Annotated in this window: 24 protein-coding genes; 19 read left to right on the top strand and 5 right to left on the bottom strand. The window is 73.3% G+C overall.

Features of this window, described 5'->3' with window-relative positions:
- Positions 1-10: 10 nt before the first annotated feature.
- Positions 11-757, bottom strand: coding sequence for a response regulator transcription factor (locus tag RCG67_RS10825; RefSeq protein WP_368826167.1), 747 nt, complete (start codon positions 755-757; stop codon positions 11-13).
- A gap of 230 nt (positions 758-987) precedes the next feature.
- Here RCG67_RS10825 and RCG67_RS10830 point away from each other — a divergent pair, with 230 nt between their 5' ends.
- The 8 genes from RCG67_RS10830 (at position 988) to RCG67_RS10865 (ending at position 8815) form a co-directional block, all read left to right on the top strand.
- Positions 988-2214 carry a heparan-alpha-glucosaminide N-acetyltransferase domain-containing protein gene (locus RCG67_RS10830; RefSeq protein WP_368826168.1) on the top strand — a complete coding sequence of 409 codons (1227 nt, stop codon included), beginning with the start codon at positions 988-990 and terminating at the stop codon, positions 2212-2214.
- A gap of 35 nt (positions 2215-2249) precedes the next feature.
- On the top strand, positions 2250-3536 hold the full coding sequence (gene glyA / locus RCG67_RS10835) for a serine hydroxymethyltransferase (RefSeq protein ID WP_368826170.1): 1287 nt from the start codon (positions 2250-2252) through the stop codon (positions 3534-3536).
- 2 nt (positions 3537-3538) lie between these two features.
- Complete coding sequence (locus tag RCG67_RS10840; RefSeq protein ID WP_368826171.1) at positions 3539-4426, top strand: bifunctional methylenetetrahydrofolate dehydrogenase/methenyltetrahydrofolate cyclohydrolase; 888 nt, start codon at positions 3539-3541, stop codon at positions 4424-4426.
- Positions 4427-4558: 132 nt separating this feature from the next.
- Positions 4559-5086, top strand: coding sequence for a hypothetical protein (locus RCG67_RS10845; protein ID WP_058874351.1), 528 nt, complete (start codon positions 4559-4561; stop codon positions 5084-5086).
- Positions 5087-5149: 63 nt separating this feature from the next.
- Positions 5150-5986, top strand: a complete 837-nt coding sequence (locus RCG67_RS10850) for an exodeoxyribonuclease III (protein WP_368826172.1) — start codon at positions 5150-5152, stop codon at positions 5984-5986.
- 53 nt (positions 5987-6039) lie between these two features.
- On the top strand, positions 6040-7104 hold the full coding sequence (gene trpS / locus RCG67_RS10855; RefSeq protein ID WP_368826173.1) for a tryptophan--tRNA ligase: 1065 nt from the start codon (positions 6040-6042) through the stop codon (positions 7102-7104).
- Positions 7105-7132: 28 nt separating this feature from the next.
- Positions 7133-7696 (top strand): 2'-5' RNA ligase family protein, encoded by a 564-nt coding sequence (locus tag RCG67_RS10860; protein WP_368826174.1) that lies wholly within the window; start codon positions 7133-7135, stop codon positions 7694-7696.
- Between the two features lie 12 nt (positions 7697-7708).
- Positions 7709-8815 carry a YihY/virulence factor BrkB family protein gene (locus tag RCG67_RS10865; protein WP_368826175.1) on the top strand — a complete coding sequence of 369 codons (1107 nt, stop codon included), beginning with the start codon at positions 7709-7711 and terminating at the stop codon, positions 8813-8815.
- Positions 8816-8927: 112 nt separating this feature from the next.
- Here RCG67_RS10865 and RCG67_RS10870 read toward each other — a convergent pair whose 3' ends face one another.
- From RCG67_RS10870 to sdhC, 4 genes are all read right to left on the bottom strand, one after another.
- Positions 8928-9899: a succinate dehydrogenase iron-sulfur subunit gene (locus RCG67_RS10870; protein WP_368826177.1), complete on the bottom strand. Its 972-nt coding sequence runs from the start codon at positions 9897-9899 to the stop codon at positions 8928-8930.
- The gene (sdhA, locus tag RCG67_RS10875) at positions 9899-11650 is read right to left on the bottom strand and encodes a succinate dehydrogenase flavoprotein subunit (RefSeq protein ID WP_368826178.1); all 1752 of its coding nucleotides are present in this window, start codon (positions 11648-11650) and stop codon (positions 9899-9901) included. The genes RCG67_RS10870 and sdhA overlap by 1 nt, the downstream gene beginning before the upstream one ends.
- Positions 11651-11762: 112 nt before the next feature.
- Complete coding sequence (locus tag RCG67_RS10880; RefSeq protein ID WP_368826180.1) at positions 11763-12251, bottom strand: succinate dehydrogenase hydrophobic membrane anchor subunit; 489 nt, start codon at positions 12249-12251, stop codon at positions 11763-11765.
- 6 nt (positions 12252-12257) lie between these two features.
- Positions 12258-12638: a succinate dehydrogenase, cytochrome b556 subunit gene (gene sdhC, locus RCG67_RS10885; protein WP_368826181.1), complete on the bottom strand. Its 381-nt coding sequence runs from the start codon at positions 12636-12638 to the stop codon at positions 12258-12260.
- A 225-nt stretch (positions 12639-12863) separates the two neighbouring features.
- Here sdhC and RCG67_RS10890 point away from each other — a divergent pair, with 225 nt between their 5' ends.
- The 11 genes from RCG67_RS10890 to RCG67_RS10940 all read left to right on the top strand — a co-directional run bounded on the left by RCG67_RS10890 (position 12864) and on the right by RCG67_RS10940 (position 26394).
- Entirely contained in the window at positions 12864-13991 is a 1128-nt protein-coding gene (locus tag RCG67_RS10890) for a mannose-1-phosphate guanylyltransferase (protein ID WP_058874359.1), read from the top strand.
- 39 nt (positions 13992-14030) lie between these two features.
- Positions 14031-15278, top strand: a complete 1248-nt coding sequence (locus RCG67_RS10895) for an amidohydrolase (RefSeq protein ID WP_368826183.1) — start codon at positions 14031-14033, stop codon at positions 15276-15278.
- Between the two features lie 106 nt (positions 15279-15384).
- Positions 15385-16494 carry a BMP family lipoprotein gene (locus RCG67_RS10900; protein WP_368826184.1) on the top strand — a complete coding sequence of 370 codons (1110 nt, stop codon included), beginning with the start codon at positions 15385-15387 and terminating at the stop codon, positions 16492-16494.
- 105 nt (positions 16495-16599) lie between these two features.
- A complete protein-coding gene (locus RCG67_RS10905; protein ID WP_368826186.1) occupies positions 16600-18156 on the top strand; it encodes an ABC transporter ATP-binding protein in 1557 nt (518 codons plus the stop codon).
- Complete coding sequence (locus tag RCG67_RS10910; protein ID WP_368826187.1) at positions 18153-19409, top strand: ABC transporter permease; 1257 nt, start codon at positions 18153-18155, stop codon at positions 19407-19409. The genes RCG67_RS10905 and RCG67_RS10910 overlap by 4 nt, the downstream gene beginning before the upstream one ends.
- The gene (locus tag RCG67_RS10915) at positions 19406-20845 is read left to right on the top strand and encodes an ABC transporter permease (protein ID WP_368826189.1); all 1440 of its coding nucleotides are present in this window, start codon (positions 19406-19408) and stop codon (positions 20843-20845) included. Before RCG67_RS10910 ends, RCG67_RS10915 begins: the two co-directional genes overlap by 4 nt.
- A 7-nt stretch (positions 20846-20852) precedes the next feature.
- Positions 20853-21284, top strand: a complete 432-nt coding sequence (locus RCG67_RS10920) for a cytidine deaminase (protein WP_438612661.1) — start codon at positions 20853-20855, stop codon at positions 21282-21284.
- 18 nt (positions 21285-21302) lie between these two features.
- A complete protein-coding gene (locus RCG67_RS10925) occupies positions 21303-22610 on the top strand; it encodes a thymidine phosphorylase (protein WP_368826190.1) in 1308 nt (435 codons plus the stop codon).
- Between the two features lie 90 nt (positions 22611-22700).
- Positions 22701-24494, top strand: a complete 1794-nt coding sequence (locus RCG67_RS10930) for a hypothetical protein (RefSeq protein WP_368826192.1) — start codon at positions 22701-22703, stop codon at positions 24492-24494.
- A gap of 44 nt (positions 24495-24538) precedes the next feature.
- The gene (locus RCG67_RS10935; RefSeq protein ID WP_368826319.1) at positions 24539-25663 is read left to right on the top strand and encodes an adenosine deaminase; all 1125 of its coding nucleotides are present in this window, start codon (positions 24539-24541) and stop codon (positions 25661-25663) included.
- Positions 25660-26394: a MazG nucleotide pyrophosphohydrolase domain-containing protein gene (locus RCG67_RS10940; protein WP_368826194.1), complete on the top strand. Its 735-nt coding sequence runs from the start codon at positions 25660-25662 to the stop codon at positions 26392-26394. The genes RCG67_RS10935 and RCG67_RS10940 overlap by 4 nt, the downstream gene beginning before the upstream one ends.
- Positions 26395-26567 lie beyond the last annotated feature (173 nt).

The raw sequence follows: 26567 nt of genomic DNA on the forward strand, positions 1-26567 counted from the left end.
CGGAGGGTGCTCACTCGGCCGGTCGGAGGACGTAGCCGGCGCCGCGCACCGTGTGGATCATGGGCGGCCGGCCGGCGTCGACCTTCTTGCGCAGGTACGAGATGTAGAGCTCCACGACGTTGGTCTGGCCGCCGAAGTCGTAGCCCCAGACCAGCTCGAGGAGCTGCGGCTTGCTGAGCACCCGGCGCGCGTTCTCCATGAGGCAGCGCAGCAGGTCGAACTGGGTGGCGGTCAGCGCGATCTCGGCGCCGCCCCGGCGGACCTCCCGCGTGTCCGCGTTGAGCACGAGGTCGCCCACGACCAGTTCGGCGGAGTCCGGGTGGGCGATGCCCGCGCGCTGCACCAGGCGATGCAGCCGCAGCAGCAGCTCCTCCATGTCGAACGGCTTCGTCACGTAGTCGTCCCCGCCCGCCGCGAGGCCGGTGATGCGGTCCTCGGTGCTGTCCTTCGCGGTGAGGAACAGGGCCGGGACGGTGGGGGAGAAGGAGCGGATCCGCTCGAGCACCGCCACCCCCGAGCAGCCCGGGAGCATGACGTCCAGCACCAGCACGTCGGGCCGGAAGCGGCGGGCCTCGGCGACCGCGGCGTCACCGTCGTGGGCGGAGCGCACGTCCCAGCCCAGCATCGACAGGCCCATGGACACCATCTGCGCCAGCAGCGGCTCGTCGTCGACGACGAGCGCGCGCACCGGTGCGCCGTCGGGGTGCCGCAGGCGCGGGAGGTCCACGGCGGTGGGCCGCTGCACGGGCTCGGTCACGGCGTGCTCCCTCCTGGTCCCCGCCGGCGGCACCGGCGTCCTCGGACCGACCTCAGCGTAGCGCCGCACCCGCCGCCGGGTCCTTTGCGGACGCACTTCACAGCCGCGGCACAGGAAGCCGATAAGAGCACCACATCCCCGTCTGCTGAGGTGGGACCAGGAAACGGGCCGGGGGCCCGGACCCGGCGGGCAGGAGCCCGCCGGAGCACCACGAGAGGGGAACCGCCGTCATGCTGCACACCCACCACCCGGTCGGGGAGGCCCGGTCCGCGGAGCCGTCCGCCGCACCGCGCGCCCGCCGGCGCCTGACCGGGATCGACGCCGCCCGCGGCCTCGCCCTGCTCGGCATGGTCTCCGTGCACATCCTGCCGTCCTGGGACCCGGAGACCTTCGAGGCCACCGCCCAGTGGACCCTGTTCTCCGGCCGGGCCGCCGCCCTGTTCGCCCTGCTCGCCGGTGTGGGGCTGGCGCTCGGCTCGGGCGGGACCCGGGTGCACGAGGGGCCCCGGACGACCGCGGACCGGGCAGGGCTGCTGGTGCGCGCGGTGCTCATCACGGTGCTGGGGCTGCTGATCAACCAGCTCTCGCCGGACGACCCGCCCGCCTACAACATCCTGGTCTACTACGGCGTCTTCTTCCTGCTCGCCCTGCCCTTCCTGCACCTGTCCGCGCGCGCCCTGCTCGCCTGGGCGGCGGGGCTCGCGGTGCTCGGCCCCGTCCTGGTGCACGCCCTGGGGCCCGTCCTGCCGGCGTTCGCCGTCCACAACCCCGGCGTCGCCGAGCTCCTCGCCGAGCCGGGCACCACCCTCGCCCAGCTGCTCGTGACCGGCTCGTACCCCGGTGTGACGTACCTCGTGCTCCTCCTCGCCGGCCTGGCCCTGGGACGGCTGGACCTCTCGGCCGCGCGCACCCAGCTCGGCCTGCTGCTCGGCGGGGCCGCGCTCGCGGCGGCGGCCGCCGTCACCTCCTGGCTGCTGCTGCACCCCCTGGGCGGCATGGAGCGGCTGCTCGCGGCGAGCCCCTTCCTGTCCCGGGAGGACGTCCAGGACGTCATCGTGTACGGGCCGGACCCCGTCCTGCCCTCCTCCAGCTGGTGGTGGCTGGCCGTGACCGGGCCGCACACCAACACCCCGCTCGCCCTGCTGAGCGGGGTGGGCACCGGGGCCCTCGTGCTGGGCCTGTGCCTGCTGGTGGCCCGCCGTGCGGAGCACGTGCTGCTGCCGCTGGTCGCGGCCGGCTCGATGACCCTGACCCTCTACTCGGCGCACCTGCTCGGCCTCTTCCTGGAGCTGCACTACGAGCGGCCGGTCCTGTGGTTCCTGGTGCACGTCCTGACGGGCACCGTCCTCGCCGTCCTCTGGCGCCGGGCCCGGGGGCAGGGACCCCTCGAGCGGGTCGTCGGCCGCGCCTCGCACGCCGGGCGGGACCTGGTCCTGCGGCATCGCCTAAACTCGTAGACGGTCCACCCACGGTCCCCGACTTCAGGAGCGGCATGTCCACGAGCACGTCCCCGTCCGTCACCAACCAGCCCCTCGCCGAGGTCGACCCGGAGATCGCGGCGGCCATCGCCGACGAGCTCGGCCGCCAGCGCGGCACCCTCGAGATGATCGCCTCCGAGAACTTCGCGCCCCGCGCGGTCCTCGAGGCGCAGGGCTCGGTGCTGACGAACAAGTACGCCGAGGGCTATCCCGGGCGCCGCTACTACGGCGGCTGCGAGTTCGTCGACGTCGTCGAGAACCTCGCCCGGGACCGGGCCACGGCCCTGTTCGGCGCCGAGCACGCCAACGTCCAGCCCCACTCCGGGGCCCAGGCCAACACGGCGGTCATGCAGGCGCTGATGACCCCCGGCGACAAGCTGATGGGCCTCTCCCTGGCCCACGGCGGCCACCTCACGCACGGGATGAAGCTCAACGTCTCCGGCAAGCTCTACGAGATCGCCGCCTACGAGGTCGATCCCGACACCTACACCATCGACATGGACAAGGTGCGGGAGCAGGCCCTCGCCGAGCGCCCGCAGGTCATCGTGGCCGGCTGGTCCGCGTACTCGCGGGAGCTGGACTTCGAGGCGTTCCGCTCGGTCGCCGACGAGGTCGGCGCGAAGCTGTGGGTGGACATGGCCCACTTCGCGGGCCTCGTGGCCGCGGGCCTGCACGCGAACCCCGTGCCGCACGCCCACGTGGTGACCTCCACCGTGCACAAGACCCTCGCGGGTCCCCGCTCCGGCGTGATCCTGACCACGGGCGAGCTGAAGAAGAAGATCGACTCCGCCGTCTTCCCGGGCCAGCAGGGCGGACCGCTCATGCACGCCATCGCGGGCAAGGCCGTGGCCTTCAGGATCGCGGCCACGGAGGAGTTCCGCGCCCGCCAGGAGCGCACCGTCGAGGGCGCGCGCATCCTCGCCGAGCGCCTCGGCGCCGACGACGTGGCCGCGGCCGGGGTCTCCGTGCTGACCGGCGGCACCGACGTGCACCTGGTCCTGGTGGACCTGCGCCACTCCGAGCTGGACGGCAAGCAGGCCGAGGACCTCCTGCACCAGGCCGGGATCACCGTCAACCGCAACGCCGTGCCGTGGGACCCGCGCCCGCCGATGGTCACCTCCGGGCTGCGGATCGGCACCCCCGCGCTGGCCACCCGCGGCTTCGGCGCCCCCGAGTTCGAGGAGGTCGCCGAGATCATCGCGACCGCCCTCAAGCCCGGGGCGGACATCCCCGCCCTGCGGGCCCGCGTGGACCGGCTCGCCGCGGACTTCCCGCTCTACGACGGCCTCGAGGAGTGGTGAGCGTGGGCGCGCGAGTCCTCGACGGACGGGCGGCCTCCGCCGCGATCAAGGCCGAGCTCGCCGAGCGCGTCGCCGCGCTCGCGGAGCGGGGGGTCACCCCCGGCCTCGGCACGGTGCTGGTGGGCGACGACCCCGCCTCGCACTCCTACGTGGGCGGCAAGCACCAGGACTGCGCCGAGGTCGGCATCTCCTCGATCCGCCGCAACCTCCCCGCGGACGTCTCCCAGGAGGAGCTCGAGCGCGTCCTCGACGAGCTCAACGCGGACCCCGCGTGCACCGGCTACATCGTCCAGCTGCCGCTGCCGGAGCACATCGACACGAACGCGATCCTCGAGCGCGTGGACCCGGACAAGGACGCCGACGGGCTGCACCCCACGAACCTCGGCCGCCTGGTGCTCAACGTCTCCGAGCCGATGGCCTCCCCGCTGCCGTGCACGCCGAACGGGGTGATCGAGCTCCTGCGCCGCAACGGCGTCGAGCTCGCGGGCCGGCACGTGCTCGTCGTGGGCCGCGGCGTGACGGTCGGACGGCCGATCGGGCTGCTGCTCACCCGCAAGGAGATCAACGCCACGGTCACGCTCGCCCACACCGGCACGCAGAACCTCGACGAGCTGCTGGCGCAGGCCGACGTCGTCGTGGCCGCCGCCGGCCGCCCGCACATGATCACGGCCGACCGCCTCAAGGACGGCGTGGTGCTCCTCGACGTCGGGGTCTCCCGGGTGGAGGACCCCGAGACCGGGAAGAAGAAGCTCACCGGGGACATCGACCCGGCCGCCGAGCAGAAGGCCTCCTGGATCTCGCCGAACCCCGGCGGGGTCGGGCCCATGACCCGGGCCATGCTGCTGCTCAACGTCGTGGAGACCGCGGAGCGGCACGCCGGCCTCCGCTGAGCACCGACCACCGCGCCGCGCCCCGGGAGCCGCCGCTCCCGGGGCGCGGCCGTTCCCGGGGCGCGGCCGTTCCCGGGGAGCGGGCGCCCGCGCCGGTTCGTGGCCCGGGCCGGGATTTGCGACAATGGGACCATGCGCTCCCTCGGATCTCCGACCCCGTCCTCCTCCCCGGCCGCCGAGCCCGGCGGCCGTGCCGCCCGGTGGGGCACGGCGCTCGGCCTGGCCGTGCTCGTGGTCATCTTCGTGGTCGCCCTGCTGCAGGCCGCGAACGCGAACTCGTGGCTGGGCTGGACGCTGGCCGGCATCGCCCTCGGCTGGCTGATGCTCGCCACCTGGGTGGTGCTCATGGTCCGCAGGGCCGCCCGGTTCGGCCGCCGGCAGGTGGACGAGGCCCGGGAGCAGCTGCGCAGCGGCTCCGGCCGTGCCCCCGCCGCCACCCGCTCCGGTGCCGCGGACTCGATGCGGGACGAGAAGCTCTCGCACAGCTTCCAGATCGTCCTGGTGCAGTCCAAGGTGATCAAGCAGGAGCTCGCCGCGCTGCCGGTCGAGGGCCCCGAGCGCGAGGCCCTGGACCGCGCCCTCGACACGATCGACATCACGGCCGGCAACGGGATGAGCATGCTGCGCCAGGAACCCCTCAGCGGCACCGTGGTCGACTGACCGCCGCCCGCCCCGCAGCACTACCCCCCCGCTCGTCACCACCCGGAAGCCAGGTGCCCCCGCATGTCCCGCCCCGAGAACCTCCTGCGCGTCGCCACGGTCAACGTCAACGGCATCCGCGCCGCCTACAAGCGCGGCATGGCCGACTGGCTGAGCGGCCGCGACGTCGACATCCTCTGCCTGCAGGAGGTCCGCGCCCCCGACCGGATCGTCCGGGAGCTGCTCGACGAGCAAACCTGGGACGTCCACCACGCCGAGGCGGCCGACAAGGGCCGGGCCGGGGTGGCCGTGGCCACCCGCCGCGACGCGCACGGCGGGTCGCTGCTGCCGGTCGCACGGCGCGGCTCCATCGGCCCCGAGCACTTCGAGACCTCGGGCCGGTGGGTCGAGACCGACCACGCCCTGGCCGACGGCAGCACCCTGACCGTGGTCTCGGCCTACGTCCACTCCGGGGAGGTCGGCACCCCCCGCCAGGACGACAAGTACCGCTTCCTCGACGCCATGACCGAGCGGCTGCCGGAGCTCGCCCGGGGCAGCGACCACGTGCTCGTCGTCGGCGACCTCAACGTGGGCCACACCGAGCTCGACATCAAGAACTGGAAGGGCAACGTCAAGAACGCCGGCTTCCTGCCCGAGGAGCGCGCCTACTTCGACCGCTTCCTCGGCGAGCAGGGGTACCGGGACGTCGCCCGGGAGCTGGCCGGACCCGTGCCCGGGCCGTACACCTGGTGGTCCTACCGCGGCAAGGCCTTCGACACCGACGCCGGGTGGCGGATCGACTACCACATGGCCACCCCGGGGCTCGCGGCCCGGGCCGTGACCGCCGTGGTGGACCGTGCCCCCAGCTACGACACCCGCTTCTCCGACCACGCGCCCGTGGTGGTCGACTACCAGTTCTGACCCCGTTCCCGTTCCGCGCCACCCGCGCACGCCCGATCGAAGGACCCCGCACCGTGACCCCTGAGCCCGCCCCGTTCGACGTCCCCACCGCCTCCGGCAAGCCCCGTGTCGTCTCGGGGGTGCAGCCCTCGGCGGACTCCCTGCACCTGGGCAACTACGTGGGCGCGGTGCGCAACTGGGTGGACCTGCAGGACGAGAACGAGTGCGTGTTCTTCGTGGCCGACCTGCACGCCGTCACCGCCGAGCAGGACCCGGCCACCCTGGCCCAGCGCACCCGCGTCACGGCGGCCCAGTACATCGCCGCGGGCATCGACCCCGAGCGCTCCACCCTGCTGGTGCAGTCCCACGTGCCCGAGCACGCGCAGCTGGCGTGGGCGCTCAACTGCATCACGGGCTTCGGCGAGGCGTCCCGGATGACCCAGTTCAAGGACAAGTCCGCCAAACAGGGCGCCGAGAACGCCACGGTGGGCCTGTTCGCCTACCCGGTGCTCATGGCCGCGGACATCCTGATCTACCAGGCCCACCAGGTCCCCGTGGGCGAGGACCAGCGCCAGCACCTCGAGCTGACCCGCAACCTCGCCCAGCGGTTCAACGCCCGGTTCGGGGACACGTTCGTGGTCCCGGACCCGAAGATCCTGGCCGAGTCCGCCAAGATCTACGACCTGCAGCACCCCACCGCGAAGATGTCCAAGTCCGCCGCGTCGGAGAACGGGCTGATCCGGCTGCTGGACCCGGCCAAGAAGAACGCGAAGAAGATCAGGTCCGCGGTCACCGACGACGGCACCGAGATCCGCTTCGACCGGGAGGCCAAGCCCGGCATCGCGAACCTGCTCACCATCTACTCGGCGCTCACCGGCCGGGCCGTGGACGACGTCGTGGGGGAGTACGAGGGGAAGCTGTACGGCCACCTCAAGGTCGGCCTGGCCGAGGTGGTCACCGAGACCCTGGAGCCCATCCAGGCCCGCGCCCACGAGCTGCTCGACGATCCCGCGGAGCTGGACCGCCTCCTCGCCCGGGGCGCCGAGAAGGGCCGGGAGATCACCGTGCGGACGCTGGCGGGGGTCTACGACCGGATGGGCTTCCTGCCGCGCCTGGGCGGGTCCGGGGGGCTGGGCTAGGCTGGGTCCCGTCCTGTGAGGAGTTGAGTTGACCCGTACGCAGCAGTCCCCCACCATCCGCCCCGGCCAGGTGTACGCGGGCGTGGTGATCGAGCTGCCCGAGCCCGTGGGCCGGGAGCTGCAGGACTGGCGCGCGTCCTTCGGGGACCCGGCCTCCTACGCGGTGCCGGCACACATCACCCTCATGATCGCCCCGCAGGCGGAGAGCTGGGACGAGGTCGTGGAGCGGGTGGGCTCCGTGGCCCGGGAGTGGGAGCCGTTCCGGGTGGAGATCAACGGCACGGGCACGTTCCGTCCCGTGAGCCCGGTGGTCTACCTGCGCATCCAGGAGGGCGAGGAGCAGTGCCGGGCGCTGCACGAGGCCCTGCACGAGGAGCAGCTCGTCTCGGCCTCCCCCTTCGAGTTCCACCCGCACGTCACGATCGCCCAGGCCGTGGAGGAGGAGGACCTCGACCGTGCGCAGGACATGCTGCGGACCTACCGCGCCGGGTTCCTCGTGGACCGCATCGGCCTCTACGAGCTCGACGGCCTCGGCGTCTGGCAGATCCGCGAGGAGTTCCCCTTCCGGGGCCGCGACCGCGACCGGCGCTGAGCCGCCCCGGCCATGAGCACCCGCGCCGGTCCCCGCACCGCTCCCGTCCCGGAGCTGCCGCCCCGCGCGATCGACCGGCACGGCATGCGGCGCGAGGCCCTGCGCCAGCGGGCGCTGCTGCGCGAGCAGCGGGCCGCCGGCGCCGGCGCCCGCGCCGTGGCCGGCGCGGCGCTCGGGGCGGCGCTCACCGCGGTGTACCGGCGGATGCCGGTCCGCGTGGTGCTGCACTACCTCTTCCACGGCGGCCCGCTCATGGCGGCGGGCCTGTCCTTCGTGCTGATCTTCGCCTCCACGGCCCTGCTGGTGATGGGCTTCTCCGTGATCGGCGTGTTCCTCGGCAACGACCCCCTCGTGCGGGACGCCGTGGTGGCGGCCGTGACCGAGCGGGTGCCCGGTCTGCTCGACACCGGGGACGGGGGAGTGGTCCCCCTGGAGCTGCTCGAGGACACGCGGCCCTTCACCCTCGCCACGGTGATCGGCGGCGCGGTCCTGTTCTTCGCCGGCTGGCGCTGGGTCTCGGGGGTGCGGCTCGCGTTCCGACGGCTCTTCGAGGTGCCCCCGGCGCAGGGCCTGCCCATCGCGGCCGTGCCGAGGGACCTGCTGGGCCTGCTGGTGCTGGGCGTGCTGCTCGCGCTGTCGGTCGTGGCCAACGGCGCGGCCTCGGGCTTCCTGGGCTTCCTGCTCGACATCACCGGGGAGCTCGGCTGGGGCCGCGGACCCGAGTGGCTGCGCACCGGGCTGACCTGGACGCTGAGCACGCTGCTCGTCGTCGTGCTCGACGCGCTGTTCGCCCTCGAGCTCGTGCGGGGCGTCGCCGGGCTGCGGATGACCCGCCGCGCCCTGTTCGTGACCGTGCTCGCCGCGGCGGCCGGCAACTTCGCGCTGCGCTACATCGGGGGGGCGATCGTGGCCGGGGCCACCACCAACCCGTACCTGCTCTCGGTCGCCCTCGTGGTCGGCGTGCTGCTGTGGTTCTACCTGTTCAACCAGATCCTGCTGTTCTCCGCGGCCATCGGGGCGATCGTGCACGCGGACCAGCGCGGCGGGCGGGTGCAGCCCGACGGCGAGGCCGTGGCCGTCACCGTGGTGCCCGTGGCCGCCCTGCCGGTCCGCCGCTGAAGCCGCCCTGCCGGTCCGCCGCTGAGCCGGCGTCCGGGCCGGCATCCGCCCGCACGACGGCGGCCCGCCCCCTGCCGTGCAGGGGACGGGCCGCCGCGGCCTCGGGGCACGCTCACATGGAGCGGCTCAGGATGGCGTTCTTGACCTCGGCGATGGCCTTGGTGACCTGGATGCCGCGCGGGCACGCCTCGGTGCAGTTGAAGGTCGTGCGGCACCGCCACACGCCCTCCTTGTCGTTGAGGATCTCCAGGCGCAGGTCCCCGGCGTCGTCGCGGGAGTCGAAGATGAACCGGTGCGCGTTGACGATCGCCGCCGGCCCGAAGTACTGGCCGTCGGTCCAGAACACGGGGCAGGACGACGTGCACGCGGCGCACAGGATGCACTTGGTGGTGTCGTCGAAGCGCGCCCGGTCCTCCTGGGACTGGTAGCGCTCCATGGTCGGCTCGTTGCCGCCGGCCACCAGGAACGGCATGATCTCGCGGTAGGACTGGAAGAACGGCTCCATGTCCACGATCAGGTCCTTCTCGCACGGCAGGCCCTTGATGGGCTCCACCGTGACGGGCTTGGACAGGTCGAGGTCCTTGAGCAGCACCTTGCAGGCGAGGCGGTTCTGGCCGTTGATGCGCATGGCGTCCGAGCCGCACACGCCGTGGGCGCAGGAGCGGCGGAAGGACAGCGAGCCGTCGATCTCCCACTTGACCTTGTGCAGGGCGTCCAGCACGCGGTCGGTGCCGTACATGGTGAGCTTGAACTCGTCCCAGTGCACCTCGTCGGAGAGCTCCGGGTTGTAGCGGCGGATCTGCAGGGTGAGGTCGAAGGTGGGGATCTCCTGCTCGCCCTGCTGCTCCTCGGGCAGCTCCACGCGCGCGGCGGGCGCCTCGCCCTCGGCGTTCTCGGCGGCGGGGTCCACGGCCGGGGCGTCGGCGTCGTCGCGCTCGTCGACGGACCCGGCGTCCGCGTCGGTCTTGTAGCCGGCGCGGTCGTCCTGGTCGTGCCCCGGGTCGTGGCCGTGCTCGGGAGCGCGGTCCTGCGGGTCGTCGTCGCGGCCGTCCTCGGGGCGGTCGGGAGTGTGTGCGGTAGACATCAGTACTTACGCTCCATGGGCTCGTAGCGGGTGAAGATGACGGGCTTCGTCTCCTGCCGGATCCCCGCGGTGGGGGAGGAGGGGTCGAGGTAGACCATCGAGTGCTTCATGAAGTTGGCGTCGTCGCGCTCCGGGAAGTCCTCCCGGAAGTGCCCGCCGCGGGACTCGGTGCGGTGCAGGGCGGCCACGGTCATGACCTTCGCGAGCTGGAGGAGGAAGCCGAGCTCCACGGCCTCCAGCAGGTCCAGGTTGAAGCGCTTGCCCTTGTCCTGGATGGAGATGTTCGCGTACCGGGCCTCGAGGGCGGCGATGTCGTCCAGCGCCGCCTGCAGGGTCTCCTCGGTGCGGAACACCTGGACGTTGAGGTCCATGGTGTCCTGCAGGTCCTTGCGGATCGCGGCGACCTTCTCGGTGCCGGTGCCGCTGCGCGCGTTGTCGAGCAGCGCCACGGTGCTGTCCAGGGCGGTGTCCGGGACGGGCACGAACTCGGCCTGCTGCGCGTACTCGGCCGCGTAGATGCCGGCGCGCTTGCCGAACACGTTGATGTCCAGCAGCGAGTTGGTGCCCAGGCGGTTGGAGCCGTGCACGGACACGCAGGCGACCTCGCCCGCGGCGTACAGGCCCGGGACCACCGTCTCGTTGTCCTGGAGCACCTCGGCCTTGATGTTGGTCGGGATGCCGCCCATGGCGTAGTGGCAGGTCGGGAAGACCGGGACGGGCTCGGTGTAGGGCTCCACGCCCAGGTACGTGCGGGCGAACTCCGTGATGTCGGGCAGCTTCGCGTCGATGTGCGCCGGCTCGAGGTGGGTGAGGTCGAGCAGGACGTAGTCCTTGTTCGGCCCGGCGCCGCGGCCCTCGCGCACCTCGTTGGCCATCGAGCGGGCCACGATGTCGCGGGGGGCGAGGTCCTTGATGGTGGGGGCGTAGCGCTCCATGAACCGCTCGCCGTCCGCGTTGCGCAGGATCCCGCCCTCGCCGCGGGCCGCCTCGGAGACGAGGATGCCCAGCCCGGCCAGGCCGGTCGGGTGGAACTGGATGAACTCCATGTCCTCCAGGGGCAGGCCGTTGCGGAACGCGATCGCCATGCCGTCGCCGGTGAGGGTGTGGGCGTTGGAGGTCGTCTTGAAGACCTTGCCGGCGCCGCCGGAGGCGAAGACCACGGACTTGGCCTGGAAGACGTGCAGCTCCCCGGAGGCGAGGTCGTAGGAGACGACGCCGGCGACGCGGCGCTGACCGTCCACCTCGGTCATGATCAGGTCCAGGACGTAGTACTCGTTGAAGAACTCCACGTTGTGCTTGATGCAGTTCTGGTACAGCGTCTGGAGGATCATGTGCCCGGTGCGGTCCGCGGCGTAGCAGGCGCGGCGCACGGGGGCCTTGCCGTGGTCCCGGGTGTGGCCGCCGAAGCGGCGCTGGTCGATCTTGCCCTCGGGGGTGCGGTTGAACGGCAGGCCCATCTTCTCGAGGTCGAGGACGGCGTCGATGGCCTCCTTCGCCATCACCTCGGCGGCGTCCTGGTCGACCAGGTAGTCACCGCCCTTGATGGTGTCGAACGTGTGCCACTCCCAGTTGTCCTCCTCGACGTTGGCGAGGGCCGCGCACATGCCGCCCTGCGCCGCGCCGGTGTGGGAACGCGTGGGGTACAGCTTGGTCAGTACGGCAGTGCGGGAGCGCTGACCGGCCTCGATGGCGGCGCGCATACCGGCACCACCGGCGCCGATGATGACCACGTCGTACTTGTGAACCTGCATACCGGTAGTTCTTTCTGTTGGGTGTTCCGTCGGATGTGCTGGGGTCCGGTCGCCTGTGACCGGACGGCGGAGGCGGCCCGCCGCGGGGGGCGGGCCGCCTCCGGCAGGGCTCTCAGCCCGCCGCGCAGAAGCTCGCGAGCAGCGCGGGGTCCGCGCCGGCCGGGCAGGGCTCGAAGGTGAAGATGACCAGGGTGCCCAGCAGGATCACGAAGGCGGACGTGGTGAAGAGGAAGACCTTCAGCCAGAAGCGGGTCCGGTCCCTCTCCGCGTAGTCGTCGATGATCACGCGCAGGCCGTTGGTGCCGTGCAGCATGGCGAGCCACAGCAGGAGCATGTCGAAGACCTGCCAGAACGGGCTGGCCCACTTGCCGGCCACGAACGCGAAGTCCACCGCGTTCACGCCGCCCTCCGGGCCCACGAGGTTGACCCACAGGTGGACGAAGACGAGCACGAGCAGGACCACGCCGGACAGGCGCATGAACAGCCACGCGTACATCTCGAAGTTGTTGCGGCGGGAGGAGGAGCGGTTGTACTTGACGCCGTTGACCTCGAGGTCCTTGCTCCGGGGGACCGAGATGCGTGCCTTGAGCGGAGTGCTCATTGTGAATTAACCCCCGAAGACGTGGGACAGGTGACGGATGAGGAACGGGACCATGACGAGGACCCACAGGAGCAGGACGCCCCAGAGCATCTGCTTCTGGTACTTGGTGCCGCTGGACCAGAAGTCCACCATGATGATGCGCAGGCCGTTGAACGCGTGGTAGACGATGGCCGCCACGAGGCCGGCCTCGCCGAGGCCCATGACCGGGTTCTTGTAGGTCGCCATGACCGCGTTGTAGGCCTCGGGCGAGACCCGCACGAGCGCGGTGTCCAGGACGTGGACCAGAAGAAAGAAGAAGATGGCCACGCCGGTGATGCGATGGGCCACCCAGGACCACTGGCCATGAGCCTGGCCCCGGTACAGGGTGCCCTTGGATGTCTTCGCCACTGAAAAACCTCCCTGAGTCGCTCGCCGTCGTGCGCTCTAGAAATGTTCGGGAATTCGCACTGCGCACGACGTGAGCGGAGCCCTCCGGCTCTGTGTCGGATGATGCGCGAGTTCCCTCCCACGATACCAGCACGGACGCCGTTTACTGACAGCCTGTCCCGCGCCGGAGCGCGGTTCCCGCCGCGGGCGGACGTCGATTTCCGTGGCTCCCGGGGGCGAGGTCGTATGGTGTTGTCCGTGACCTCCCCACTCGCGCACTTCCACCCCTTCATCCCTGCCGGAGGGGTCGGCTCCCGGCTGTGGCCCCTGTCCCGGGCCGACGCCCCCAAGTTCCTGCTCGACCTGACCGGCTCCGGCTCCTCCCTGCTGCGGGCCACGTACGACCGGCTCGCGGGCCTGGGCGGCGGCCGGGTCATGGTCGTGACCGGGCGCACGCACGCCGCCGCGGTCTGCCGGCAGCTCCCGGAGCTCTCCGGCGAGGACCTCGTGCTCGAGCCGTCCCCGAAGGACTCGGCGGCGGCCATCGGCCTGGCCTGCATGCTCGTCCAGCGCCGCGACCCCGAGGCGATCGTGGGGTCCTTCGCGGCCGACCACGTGATCGAGCCCGCCGAGGCCTTCCAGGACGTCGTGCGGGAGGCCGTGGCCGCGGCGGCCTCGGGGCGGATCGTGACGATCGGCATCCCGCCGAGCTCCCCGGCCACCGGCTTCGGCTACATCCGGGCCGGCGCCCAGCTCGGGCTGGCGGACGCCCCGCACGCCCTGCAGGTCGAGGAGTTCGTCGAGAAGCCCGACGAGGACACCGCCCGGCACTACGTGGCCGGCGGCAACTACACGTGGAACGCCGGGATGTTCGTGGCGCCCGCGTCCCTGATGCTGCGCCACCTCGCGGCCAGCCAGCCGGAGCTGCACGCGGGGCTCACCGAGATCGCCGAGGCCTGGGGCACGCCGGCCCAGGACGAGGTGGTGGACCGGGTGTGGCCCGGGCTGCCCAAGATCGCGATCGACTACGCCGTGGCCGAGCCCGCGGCGGCCGCCGGGGACGTCGCCATGGTCCCGGCGAGCTTCACCTGGGACGACGTCGGGGACTTCGCCGCGATCCGGCGGCTCAACCACGTCGACCCCGAGACCGACCCCGACGTCACGGTCCTCGGCGACAACAGCCGCGTGCTCTCGGACAGCTCGAGCGGCATCGTGGTCTCGGACACGGGCCGGCTGATCGCGCTGATCGGGGTCGAGGACATCGTGGTGGTCGACACCCAGGACGCCCTGCTGGTGACCACGCGCGAGCACGCGCAGCGCGTCAAGGACGCGGTGGCCTCGCTCAAGCAGAGCGGCAACACGGACGTCCTGTGATCGTCCCGGGCCGTGCGCGCCCGGGAGTAGTCTGGGCAGATGTCTGACGCGCCATCCTCCTCCGCGGCCCTGGAGGCGGGCCTCCCGCCCGCCATCGGCCCCCTGCTCAAGCGGTACCTGCCGGACCTGATCGCCTTCCGGCGGGACCTGCACCGGCACCCCGAGCTGTCCTACCAGGAGTTCCGGACCACGGACCGGATCGTGGGCGCGCTGGAGAACATGGGCCTCGCCCCGGTGCGGCTCTCGGACACCGGGTGCTACGTGGACATCGGGCACGGGCCGATCGCCGTGGGCCTGCGGGCGGACATCGACGCGCTGCCCATCCAGGAGGGCACCGGCCTGGAGTACTCCTCCGTCAACGACGGCGTGGCGCACTCGTGCGGGCACGACCTCCACGCCACGGTGATGGTCGGCGTGGCCAAGGTGCTCGCGGACCTGCACCGCACCGCCCACATCGCCGGGACCGTGCGGATCGTCTTCCAGCCCGCCGAGGAGCAGCTGCCCGGCGGCGCCCTCACCGTGCTGCGCCAGGGCGTCCTCGAGGGCGTGCCCCGGATGTTCGCCCTGCACTGCGAGCCCAAGGTCGACGTGGGCCGGGTGGGCACCCGGATCGGCGCGATCACGTCCGCCTCCGACACCGTGCGCATCGAGTTCACGGGCCGCGGCGGGCACACCTCGCGCCCGCACCTCACGCAGGACCTCGTCTACGCGATGGCGCAGATCGCCGTGAACGTCCCGGCCGTGCTGTCCCGGCGGATCGACGTCCGCTCCGGCGTGGCCGTGGTGTGGGGGCAGATGCACGCCGGCGTGGCCCCCAACGCCATCCCCGCCACCGGCTTCATGTCCGGGACCATGCGCTGCCTCGACGCCGACGCGTGGCACCGGGCGGGCAAGCTGCTCGACGAGGTCGTGCACCAGGTCGCCACGCCCTACGGCGTGGACGTGGAGCTCGAGCACATCCGCGGCGTCCCGCCCGTGGTCAACGGGGAGGTCGAGACGACCCTGATCGAGAACGCCGCCCGCGCCGAGCTCGGCGAGGACGCGGTGGTGCTGGTGCACCAGTCCATGGGCGGGGAGGACTTCGCGTGGTTCCTCCAGGAGGTCCCCGGGGCGATGATGCGGCTGGGCACGCGCACGCGGGGCGGGCACACCTACGACCTGCACCAGTCGGACTACGTCGCGGACGAGGCGGCGATCGGCTGCGGCATCCAGGTCATGGCCAACACGGCCCTGCGCGCCATCCGGCTGCACTCCCGGCAGGCCCGGCCGGACGTCGCGTCGGACTGACGCCGGCCTCCGGCGCTCTGTGCCTACCCGTGGGTAGAGTGGCACCACGTCGCGCACCCGCGTGACCGGGCTCACGGCCCGGCCGCGCCCGTCTCCTGGAGGAACCATGACCTTCTCGCCCCGGACGCCCCGAGGACACCGCCCGCTCCCGGCCGCCGCGCTGCTGAGCCTCTCCGCCCTCGTCCTCGCCGGCTGCGGCGCCGCCCCGGAGGAGGGCGGCGAGGCGCAGGAGCAGGCCACCGACTTCACCGGCTGCATCGTCTCCGACTCCGGCGGGTTCCAGGACCGCTCCTTCAACCAGAACTCCTACGAGGGTCTGCAGGCCGTCGAGGAGTCCATGGGCATCGAGGTCAACCAGGCCGAGTCCCAGGCCGAGACCGACTTCGAGCCCAACCTGACGTCCATGGTGCAGGCCGGGTGCGACCTGACCGTGTCGGTGGGCTTCCTCCTCGCCGACGCCACCCGGACCGTGGCCGAGGCCAACCCCGAGTCGGACTTCGCGATCGTCGACGACGCCTCGATCGAGCTGCCCAACGTGAAGCCGCTCGTCTACAACACGGCCGAGGCCGCGTTCCTCGCCGGCTACGTGGCCGCGGGCAGCACCGGCACCGGGACCGTGGCGACCTACGGCGGCATGGACATCCCCACCGTGACGGTGTTCATGGACGGCTTCGCCGACGGCATCGAGCACTACAACGACACCAAGGGCGAGGACGTCCGGCTGCTGGGCTGGAACAAGGACACCCAGGACGGCACCTTCGTGAACAGCTTCACGGACACCTCCGCCGCGAAGACCACCACGCAGAACTTCGTCAACGAGGGCGCGGACATCGTCCTGCCCGTGGCCGGGCAGGCGGCCCTCGGCACGATCGACGCCGTGGTGGAGGCCAACAGCGGCGACCGCGACGAGGTGCGCTTCGTGTGGGTCGACGCCGACGGCTACGAGACCCTCGAGAAGGGCAAGCAGTACCAGCTCACCTCCGTGCTCAAGCAGATGAGCACGTCCGTGCAGGACGTCGTGCAGAACGCGGCGGAGGGCGAGTTCAGCAACGAGCCCTACGTCGGCACCCTCGACAACGACGGCGTGGGCATCGCCCCCTACCACGACCAGGAGGAGGCCGTGGGCGAGGAGCTCGCGGCCGAGGTCGAGCAGCTGAAGCAGGACATCATCGACGGCACGCTCACGGTCGAGTCCGAGAACTCGCCGCAGGCCTGAGCCCGGGCCGCACCGACCACCGCACGCCGCCGCCCGGCCGCAGCCCGGCGGCGGCGTGCCGGCCCCGGGGGCCGGCGGACGGCCCACGAGGAGGACCACCCCACCATGAAGCTGGAACTGCAGTCCATCACCAAGCGGTTCGGCTCCTTCGCGGCCAACGAGGACGTCGACCTCGTCGTGGAGCCCGGGCAGATCCACTGCCTCCTCGGCGAGAACGGGGCCGGCAAGTCCACCCTGATGAACGTGCTCTACGGCCTGTACCGGCCGAGCGGGGGGCGCATCCTCGTGGACGGCTCCGAGGTGTCCTTCCGGGGGCCCGGGGACGCCATGGCCGCCGGGATCGGCATGGTGCACCAGCACTTCATGCTGGTGCCGGTGTTCACCGTCGCGGAGAACGTGGCCCTCGGCGCGGAGAGCACCCGCGGCGGCACCCTCGACCTGGAGACCACCCGCCGCCGGGTCCGGGAGATTTCGCAGCGCTACGGCTTCCACGTGGACCCGGACGCCGTGGTCGAGGACCTGCCCGTGGGGGTGCAGCAGCGCGTCGAGATCATCAAGGCCCTCGTCCGGGACGCGCAGGTGCTCATCCTCGACGAGCCCACGGCGGTGCTCACGCCGCGGGAGACCGACGAGCTGCTCGAGATCATGCGCCAGCTGCGCGGCTCCGGGAGGTCCATCCTGTTCATCTCGCACAAGCTGCGGGAGGTCAAGGCGATCTCCGACGTCATCACGGTGATCCGCCGCGGCCGGGTGGTGGGGCAGACGTCGCCCGAGGCCTCGACCGCCGAGCTGGCGGCCCTCATGGTGGGCCGGGACGTGTCCCTGACCGTGGCCAAGGACGACGCCGACCCGGGGGAACGGGCCCTCGAGGTCTCCGGGCTCACCGTGCTCGCGGACAGCGGGGTCCGGCTGCTCGACGACGTCAGCTTCGACGTGGCCCGCGGGGAGATCCTCGCGGTGGCCGGCGTGCAGGGCAACGGCCAGACGGAGCTGGCGGAGGCGATCCTCGGCCTGCGGCCGCGGGCCACCGGCTCGATCCGGCTGGGCGGCACGGAGCTGCTCGGGAGGTCGGTGCGCCAGGTCCTCGACGCGGGCGTGGGCTTCGTCCCGGAGGACCGCTCCACGGACGGGCTCGTCGGCTCGTTCACCGTCGCCGAGAACCTCGTGCTGGACCTCTACGGCGACGACCGCTTCTCCCGCGGCCCGTCCCTGCGGCTGGGCGAGGTCAGGGCCAACGCCCGCCGTGCCGTCGAGCAGTTCGACGTCCGCACCCCCTCCGTGGACGCCCCCGTGCAGACCCTGTCCGGCGGCAACCAGCAGAAGGTCGTGCTCGCCCGGGAGCTCTCCCGGCCCCTCGAGCTGTTCCTCGCCTCCCAGCCCACCCGCGGGGTGGACGTCGGGTCGGTCGAGTTCATCCACGAGCAGATCGTCGCCGAGCGGGACAAGGGCGTGCCCGTCCTCATCGTCTCGACCGAGCTCGACGAGGTGTACGCGCTGGCCGACCGGATCGCCGTGTTCTTCCACGGCCGTCTCATGGGGATCGTGGGCCCCGACACCCCGCGCGACGTCCTGGGGCAGATGATGGCCGGGGCCACCGCCGAGGAGCTCCTCGCGGCCGGCCCCCGGCGGACCGCCGCGCCGCGGACGGAGGAGCAGGCATGAGCGCCACCGGCACGGCCCCCGCGGCCGCCGACCAGCGGGAGGCACCCCCGCCCACGACCGTCGCGCCCGGTGCCTCCCGGCGCGCGTGGACGGGCTCCGCGCTGCAGTCCGTGCTCGCGATCGTCGCCGCCCTGGTCCTGGGCGGGCTGCTCATCGCCCTGACCGACGACCGGGTCGCCGACGCCGCGAGCTACTTCTTCGCCCGCCCCGCGGACACCCTCGCGGCCATGTGGGCCGCGGCGTCCGCCGCCTACGAGGCGATGTTCTACGGCGCCGTCTACAACCCGAACGGCGCCACGCTCGCGCAGCGCGTCTACCCCCTCGCGGAGACCCTGACCGTGGCCACGCCGCTGGTCCTGGCCGGTCTCGGCGTGGCCGTGGCCTTCCAGGCCGGGCTGTTCAACATCGGCGCCCAGGGGCAGCTGCTCATCGGCGCGGCCCTCGCGGCCTGGGTCGGCTTCGCGTGGCAGCTGCCGGTGGGCGTGCACCTGCTCGCCGTCGTCCTCGCCGGGGCCGCCGGCGGCGCGCTGTGGGGCGCGGTCGTCGGCGTGCTCAAGGCCCGCACCGGCGCCCACGAGGTGATCCTGACGATCATGCTCAACTACATCGCGCTGAACCTCGTCGCCTGGCTCCTCACCCGCCCGGCGTTCCTGCGCCCGGGCTCCTCCAACCCGGTGAGCCCCCAGGTCGCGGAGACCGCGATGTTCCCCAAGCTGCTGGGCGAGCAGTTCCGGCTGCACTGGGGGTTCGTGCTCGCGATCCTCGCCACCGTGTTCGTCGCGTGGCTGCTCAAGCGCTCCACGATCGGCTTCGAGCTGCGGGCCGTGGGCGCCAACCCGCGCGCGGCCCGGACCGCCGGCATCTCCGTCACGCGCGGCTTCGTCGTCGTCATGGTCCTCGCGGGCGCGCTCGCGGGCCTCGCGGGCGTGGCCCAGATCTCGGGCACCGAGCGTGCCCTGACCACGGGCGTCGCCGCGTCCTTCGGCTTCGACGCGATCACGGTGGCCCTGCTGGGGCGGTCGCGGCCGTGGGGCACGTTCTTCGCCGGGCTGCTCTACGGCGGGTTCCGCGCCGGCGGCGTCACCATGCAGTCGATGACCGGCACGAACATCGACATCGTCCTGGTCGTGCAGTCCCTGATCGTCCTGTTCATCGCCCTGCCGCCGCTGGTGCGGACCGGACGGGCCCGCGCCCGCCGCGGCCGGGGCAGCAGCACTGCCGCCACTGCCCCCACCGAAGGAGGCCGGGGATGAGCCCGCAGCATCCGGAACCGCGCCCCGGACAGGCGCCCCGGTCGTCCGGCGGTGCAGCCGGCGGTCCGGGCGGCAGCACCGCCGCGGGCAGCGCTCCCGGTGGTACGGCCGACGGCGCTCCCAGCCGCACGACCACGGCGACCCCGCCCCCGCCGGCCGGGACCGAGCCGTCCAGCTCCGCGTCCGGCGAGGTCGTGGGCGTCCCGAGCCGGCGCACTCCGGTGGTCCTCGGCCTGCTGAGCCTCGTGGCCCTCCTGCTGTTCGGGCTCAACGCCCCGGACAACACCGTGAGCTTCCGCGTCTCGGAGGCCGGCGACCTCTTCCGCGTGCCCGGCCTCGTGGTGCACGGCGTCCTGTGGGGTTGGCTCACCGTGGCCGTGCTCACCGGGCTGACCGTCCTCGCGGTCCTGCGCGCCCGGACCGGGGCGCACCTGCCCCGGTGGGCGGTGCTGCTGTTCGGCTTCTTCTTCGTCAGCGGCTTCCTCGTGTGGGTCGTGGGCAGCGCCCGCAGCCCGGACGTGTCCCTGTCCGGGCTGCTGGCCGGCTCCGTGGCCCTGGCCATCCCGCTGATCTTCGGCTCCCTGGGCGGCCTGCTGTGCGAGCGCTCCGGCGTGATCAACATCGCGATCGAGGGCCAGCTGCTGTTCGGGGCGTTCTCCGCCGCGGTGGCCGGCTCGCTCTCCGGCAGCGCCTGGGTGGGCCTGCTCGCCGCCGTGCTGGGCGCCGGGCTCGTCTCGTTCGTGCTCGCCCTGTTCTCGATCACCTACCGGGTCAACCAGGTGATCGTCGGCGTGGTGCTCAACGTGCTCGTGTCCGGGCTGACCGGCTTCCTCTTCGCCACGGTGCTGGAGTCGGACCCGGGCGTGTTCAACTCCCCGCCGCGGCTGCCGCGCTTCGCCGTGCCCGTGCTCTCGGAGATCCCCCTGATCGGGCCCATCGTCTTCGACCAGTCCGTGATCGGCTACCTGATGTACGCGGCCGTGGCGCTCGTGTGGTTCGCGCTCCACCGGACGCGCTGGGGGCTGCGCACCCGCTCCGTGGGGGAGCACCCCAAGGCCGCCGACACCCTCGGCGTGAAGGTCAACGCCCTGCGCTTCCGCAACGTGCTGCTGGGCGGGATGGTCGCCGGCCTCGGCGGGGCCTTCTACACGCTGGTCTCCGTCTCCGCGTTCACCCGCGACATGACCTCCGGCGCCGGCTACATCGCGCTGGCCGCCCTGATCTTCGGCCGGTGGAACCCGGTCGGGGCGCTGCTCGCGTCCCTGCTGTTCGGCTTCGCGTCCAACCTGCAGTCGATCCTGTCCTTCCTGGGCACGCCCGTGCCCAGCCAGTTCCTGGCCATGCTCCCGTACGTGGTCACGATCCTCGCCGTGGCCGGGCTCGTGGGCACCTCCCGCGGCCCGGCGGCCATCGGCAAGCCCTACACCAAGGAGTGAGCACCCCGTGCACGAGAACCAGCCCACCGGCGGCGCCCCGACCGGCGACGCAACGGACCGGATCGACTGGGACCGGCTGCGGCAGGCCGCCGTGGCCGCCCGCGAGCACGCCTACGTCCCGTACTCGCACTATCCCGTGGGCGCCGCCGCCCTCACCGAGGACGGCCGGGTGGTCTCCGGGTGCAACGTGGAGAACGCCTCCTACGGGCTGACCCTGTGCGCCGAGTGCGCGCTGGTCTCCGCCCTGCACATGTCCGGCGGCGGCCGGCTCGTCGCGTTCGTGTGCGTCGACGGGCGCGGCGACGTCCTCATGCCGTGCGGGCGGTGCCGGCAGCTGCTCCACGAGCACCGCGCGCCGGACCTGCGGCTGCTGACCGTCTCCGGGGTGCGCAGCATGGCCGAGGTGCTGCCCGACGCCTTCGGCCCCGAGAACCTCTAGTCCCCGAAAGGACCACCCATGACCGAGCAGTTCGACGCCGTCGACGTCATCCGGACCAAGCGCGACGGCGGTTCGCTGTCGCCCGAGCAGATCGCGTGGGTGCTGGACGCCTACACCCGCGGGGTCGTGGCCGAGGAGCAGATGAGCGCCCTGGCCATGGCCGTCTTCCTGCGGGGCATGGACCGGGACGAGATCGCGCACTGGACGCGCGCGATGATCGCCTCGGGCGAGCGGATGGACTTCTCGGAGCTCGTGCGCTCCGGGGCCCGCTCGGCCACCGCGGACAAGCACTCGACCGGCGGGGTGGGGGACAAGATCACCCTGCCGCTGGCCCCGCTCGTGGCGGTCTTCGGAGTGGCCGTCCCGCAGCTGTCCGGGCGCGGCCTCGGCCACACCGGCGGCACCCTCGACAAGCTCGAGTCGATCCCGGGCTGGCGCGCCGCCCTGTCCAACGAGCAGATGCTGGCCCAGCTGCGGGACGTGGGCGCGGTGATCTGCGCGGCGGGGTCCGGCCTGGCGCCCGCGGACAAGAAGCTCTACGCGCTGCGGGACGTCACCGGGACGGTCGAGTCCGTGCCGCTCATCGCGTCCTCGATCATGTCCAAGAAGATCGCCGAGGGCACCCAGTCGCTCGTGCTCGACGTCAAGGTGGGGTCCGGGGCGTTCATGAAGGACCTCGCGTCCGCCCGCGAGCTGGCCCGCACGATGGTCGACCTCGGCACGGACGCCGGGGTCACGACCACGGCGCTGCTCACCGACATGTCCACGCCGCTGGGCCTGGCGGTCGGCAACGCCGTGGAGGTCCAGGAGTCCGTCGAGGTGCTCGCCGGCGGCGGCCCGGCCGACGTCGTGGAGCTCACGGTGGCGCTCGCCGCGGAGATGCTCGCCGCCTCCGGGATGCCCGATGCCGACCCGGCCGAGGCGCTGCGGGACGGCCGGGCCATGGACGTGTGGCGGGCCATGGTCGCCGCCCAGGGCGGCGACCCCGACGCCCCGCTGCCGCGGGCCCGGGAGTCCGAGACCGTGGTGGCCGAGTCCGACTGCGTGCTCACCGAGCTCGACGCCCTCCGGGTCGGGATGGCGTCCTGGCGGCTCGGGGCGGGCCGGGCCCGGCGCGAGGACCCGGTCCAGGCCGGCGCCGGCGTGCTGCTGCACGCCAAGCCCGGGGACACCGTCCGGGCCGGGCAGCCGCTGCTGACCCTGCTCACGGACACCCCCGAGCGCTTCGCGCGGGCCCGGGAGGCCCTCGAGGGCGCCGCCGTGATCGCCCCGGAGGCCCCGGCCGCGCGCCCGGACCGCGCCGTGGTCCTGGAGACCGTGCGCTGAGCGGCCGCCCGCCGGGCAGACCGCACCGAGGACGGGCCGGGGGCCCGCCTATACTGCGGAGAGAACCAGCGCGAAACGAGAACCGAGGGCGTGCGCGCACGCTCGGAAGGGTGGGTCCAGTTGGGTCTGCGAGGCATTTTCCGGAAGAACACCGAGGACAGCACGCCGCGCCGCGAAACCGGCCGGCCGGAGCAGCCGGCCGACCGGACCGCCGGCCCCGACCGACGCGACACGGAGGCCCGGGACACCGGCGCCCGTGACGCCGGGGGCCAGGACGCCGGGGGCCAGGACACCGGGGGCCAGGACACCGGCCCCCGCCGCCCCGACGGGCGCGGCCCCGAGGAGCAGGGCCCGCGGGAGCACGGCACGGGGGAGCAGAGCACCGGGGAGCCCCGGCCGCTGCCGGACCGTGGGCCGCTGCCCTTCCTCGTGGACCGGCTGACGTCCCGGGGGGCGGACCGCGCCGTGCTCACGCTCGTCCAGCGCGGCAACACCATGACGCACCAGACCGAGCAGTCCGTGGGCGGCGCCGACCCGTCCGTGGAGTCCGGCACCGTGGACCAGGACTCGCCCCTGTTCGACCCCGTGGCCGACCTCTACAGCGAGGCCATGTCCTCGCCGCGCGGCGCGTGGCAGAACGCCCGCATCGAGGTGGGCCCGGAGCAGGACGGGGTCCGGCCCGTGGTGACGACCTACGGGTTCCCCGACGGCGGCGAGGAGGTCCGGACCTGGCGGTCCGGCCGGCCCGCGCCGGGTCACGCCGGGGCCGGCGGCGGGCAGTCCGCCGCCGGCACGGAGCACGCCGACGACGCGCGGTCCGACGACGCGCGGTCCGCCGGCGGGACGCGGCCCGGTGCCGAGCCGCAGCCCGACGACGCTCGGACGGCCGGCGAGCAGCACTCCGCCGGCGCCTCCGACGGACCCGCGGCGCCGAGCCCGGAGCACGCGGGCGGCGGGCTCCCCGCCGCCGCGGCTGCCGCCGGGGCCGGGTCCTCCGCGGCCGGCGCCGCCGCAGTCCCTGCGTCCGAGCCGGCCGACGTGTCCGCGCCCGAGCGGACCGGGGTCCCGGAGCCCGAGGCGGCCGCCGGGGCGGAGCCCGCCGCCGCGACGGAGGGCCCGGCGGACCGGGCGGACGACGAGCAGCGCGCCCCCGACCACGACGTCCGCCCCGACGAGGCCCCTGGCTCCGGCACCGCGCACCACGACGTCCCCGAGCACGTCGACCACGAGGAGTGGCACGAGGACGTCGAGCCGCCCGCGCCCACGGGGCCGGCGGCCGCGACGGCCGCCGCGGCCGCCGCCGGCACCGCCGCGGACGACCACGGCTCCTCCGCCCCGGAGACCGCGGTCTCCACCGACGTCTCGCCGTCCTACCGGGCGCCGGCGGGGACCCCGGACCGGCCGTCCCAGGACAAGCTGGCCGAGGGCAACCTCGTGCTCAAGGAGGTCGACGTCCTGCGCCGGCTCGGCGACGCGCAGCGGCGGCTGTTCGGCGAGGACGGCACGGCCATGGACGTCTCCACCGTCCTCGTGCGGGTGCGTGCCCTCGGCACGTACTACGACGCGCTCACGCACGTGCGCAAGAACGGCTTCTGGGACCAGCGGCGCACCTTCGACCTGATCCCCGAGGAGCTGCTGCACGTGCAGGAGCTCAAGGACGAGTCCTACGTGGAGGGCAACGGCGCGCCGCTCGCGATGATGTTCCGCTTCCGCCCGGGCATCCCCCCGGAGGTGAACTTCGACTACGCGGACGAGGAGGCCTTCGTGCGCTACGAGGAGCGGCTGCCCGCGCAGAACTACCTCGAGGAGCTGCGCATGTACCCCCGCACCGGGGCGCACATCCCGCAGCACATGAACGAGGCCCTGCAGGACTGGAACTACTGAGACCGACCGAGACACCGACCGAGACAGGGGCCGTCCCGACCGTGATGCTGACCGCCGCCGAACGGCACCCGGGCCGTGTGCCGGACCGGGTGCTGCGCGACCTGCCCAAGGTGTGCCTGCACGACCACCTCGACGGCGCCCTGCGCCCGGCCACCGTGGTGGAGCTGGCCGCCGCCGCCGGGCACCGCCTGCCGGCCGAGGAGCCGGAGGCGCTGGGCCGGTGGATGCGGGAGAGCGCCGGCTCCGGCTCCCTGCTGCGCTACCTGGCCACCTTCGAGCACACGGTCGCGGTGATGCAGACCCCCGAGGCGCTCGTGCGCTGCGCCCGGGAGTACGTCGAGGACCTCGTGGCGGACGGGGTGGTCCACGCCGAGGTGCGGTGGGCGCCCGAGCAGCACACCGCGGGCGGGCTGTCCATGGCGGAGGCCGTCGAGGCCGTCCGGCTCGGGCTCTCGGAGGGCGTGCTCGCCGCGGAGGACGCCGGCCACATCGTGTCCGTCACCCAGATCCTGTGCGCCATGCGCCAGGCCGACCGCTCCCTGGAGGTCGCCCGCCTCGTGGTCGCCAACCGGGACCGCGGCGTGGTGGCGTTCGACCTCGCGGGTCCCGAGGACGGCTTCCCGCCGGCCCGGCACCGCGCGGCCCTGGAGCTGCTCGCGGACGAGCTGATGCCCGTCACCCTGCACGCCGGGGAGGCCGCGGGCATCGAGTCCATCCGGGACGCCCTGGCCACGGGCCGCGCCCTGCGCCTGGGCCACGGGGTGCGCATCGCGGAGGACATCGACATCGACTACCTGGAGGACGTCGCCGTCGTCGACCTCGGGCGCACGGCCGAGTGGGTCCGCGACCGGGGCATCGCCCTCGAGGTGTGCCCCACGTCCAACCTCCAGACCGGCGCGGTGGCGGCGTTCGGCGGCAGCCTCGACCGGCACCCGGTGGACATGCTCTACCGGACCGGCTTCACCGTGACCGTCTCCCCGGACAACCGGCTCATGAGCGGGACCACGGTCACGGACGAGCTGGCCCTCCTCGTGGCGCACTTCGGCTACGGGCTCGAGGACCTGGAGCGGCTGCAGCGCAACGCCGCGGCCGCCGCGTTCCTCCCGCTCGAGGACCGCACCGCCCTGGACGGGATGATCACCGACGGCTTCGAGGGGATGCACGCATGAGCCAGGGGCACGGCACCGACGACGTCGCGGCGGGACTGGGCGTCCCGGAGCGGACCGCGCAGCGCTTCGCGGAGCTCGTGGCGGTCATGGACCGGCTGCGCTCCCCGGGCGGCTGCGCCTGGGACGGGCAGCAGACCCACGAGTCCCTCGTGCGCTACCTCGTGGAGGAGGCCTACGAGGTGGTCGAGGCGGTCGAGGCCGAGGGCGGTCCGGCCGCGCACGCCGGGCTGCTCGTCGAGGAGCTCGGCGACGTCCTGCTCCAGGTCGTCTTCCACGCCCGGGTCGCGCAGGAGCGCCCGCGCGCCGAGGGCGGCTTCGACGTGGCGGACGTGCTCGAGGCGATCACGGCCAAGCTGGTCCGCCGCCACCCGCACGTCTTCGGCCCCGGGGCCACCGGGGACGTGGCGGGGGAGCACTCCCTCGAGCAGCTGCACTCCCGCTGGGAGGACCTCAAACGGGCGGAGAAGCCCGAGCGGACCGGTCCCTTCGACGGCATCCCGCCGCACCTGCCGGCCCTCGCCCTCGCGGAGAAGACGCTGGCGCGGGCCCGCAAGCACGGTCTCGAACCGGCGGCCCCCGGCGCGGAGGAGCCCGGCGGCCCGGACACCGAGGAGGAGCTGGGCGCGGCGCTGTTCGCGCTCGTGCGCACCGCCTCCGCCCGCGGCCACGACGCCGAGCGGGCCCTGCGCGGGGCCGCCCGCGCGTACGCCGCGGCCCGGGACGGGCACTGATCCCGTCACGCGCCGCCGCCCACGGCCGGCCTCCGGCGCCGAGTCGCTAGGCTGGAGCCGCCGGGGGTGCCCGGCCCCGCCGGAGCGGGACCCCGGCCGGTGCCCGGCACCGGAGCCCCGGCCGACCCGCCGCACCCGCACCACCCACGACAGCGACAAGCCCAGCACCAACG

Origin of the sequence: Kocuria cellulosilytica, assembly GCF_040981245.1 — a bacterium.
GTDB classification, from domain to species: Bacteria; Actinomycetota; Actinomycetes; order Actinomycetales; family Micrococcaceae; genus Kocuria; species Kocuria cellulosilytica.

What these genes read in the sequence shown, in the direction of transcription:
- RCG67_RS10830 (WP_368826168.1), top strand. Translation starts at nt 988, where the DNA reads ATGCTGCACACCCACCACCCGGTCGGGGAGGCCCGGTCCGCGGAGCCG.
- glyA (WP_368826170.1), top strand. Translation starts at nt 2,250, where the DNA reads ATGTCCACGAGCACGTCCCCGTCCGTCACCAACCAGCCCCTCGCCGAG.
- RCG67_RS10845 (WP_058874351.1), top strand. Translation starts at nt 4,559, where the DNA reads ATGCGCTCCCTCGGATCTCCGACCCCGTCCTCCTCCCCGGCCGCCGAG.
- RCG67_RS10850 (WP_368826172.1), top strand. Translation starts at nt 5,150, where the DNA reads ATGTCCCGCCCCGAGAACCTCCTGCGCGTCGCCACGGTCAACGTCAAC.
- RCG67_RS10865 (WP_368826175.1), top strand. Translation starts at nt 7,709, where the DNA reads ATGAGCACCCGCGCCGGTCCCCGCACCGCTCCCGTCCCGGAGCTGCCG.
- RCG67_RS10870 (WP_368826177.1), bottom strand. Translation starts at nt 9,899, where the DNA reads ATGTCTACCGCACACACTCCCGACCGCCCCGAGGACGGCCGCGACGAC.
- sdhA (WP_368826178.1), bottom strand. Translation starts at nt 11,650, where the DNA reads ATGCAGGTTCACAAGTACGACGTGGTCATCATCGGCGCCGGTGGTGCC.
- RCG67_RS10880 (WP_368826180.1), bottom strand. Translation starts at nt 12,251, where the DNA reads ATGAGCACTCCGCTCAAGGCACGCATCTCGGTCCCCCGGAGCAAGGAC.
- RCG67_RS10890 (WP_058874359.1), top strand. Translation starts at nt 12,864, where the DNA reads ATGGTGTTGTCCGTGACCTCCCCACTCGCGCACTTCCACCCCTTCATC.
- RCG67_RS10895 (WP_368826183.1), top strand. Translation starts at nt 14,031, where the DNA reads ATGTCTGACGCGCCATCCTCCTCCGCGGCCCTGGAGGCGGGCCTCCCG.
- RCG67_RS10900 (WP_368826184.1), top strand. Translation starts at nt 15,385, where the DNA reads ATGACCTTCTCGCCCCGGACGCCCCGAGGACACCGCCCGCTCCCGGCC.
- RCG67_RS10905 (WP_368826186.1), top strand. Translation starts at nt 16,600, where the DNA reads ATGAAGCTGGAACTGCAGTCCATCACCAAGCGGTTCGGCTCCTTCGCG.
- RCG67_RS10910 (WP_368826187.1), top strand. Translation starts at nt 18,153, where the DNA reads ATGAGCGCCACCGGCACGGCCCCCGCGGCCGCCGACCAGCGGGAGGCA.
- RCG67_RS10915 (WP_368826189.1), top strand. Translation starts at nt 19,406, where the DNA reads ATGAGCCCGCAGCATCCGGAACCGCGCCCCGGACAGGCGCCCCGGTCG.
- RCG67_RS10925 (WP_368826190.1), top strand. Translation starts at nt 21,303, where the DNA reads ATGACCGAGCAGTTCGACGCCGTCGACGTCATCCGGACCAAGCGCGAC.
- RCG67_RS10935 (WP_368826319.1), top strand. Translation starts at nt 24,539, where the DNA reads ATGCTGACCGCCGCCGAACGGCACCCGGGCCGTGTGCCGGACCGGGTG.
- RCG67_RS10940 (WP_368826194.1), top strand. Translation starts at nt 25,660, where the DNA reads ATGAGCCAGGGGCACGGCACCGACGACGTCGCGGCGGGACTGGGCGTC.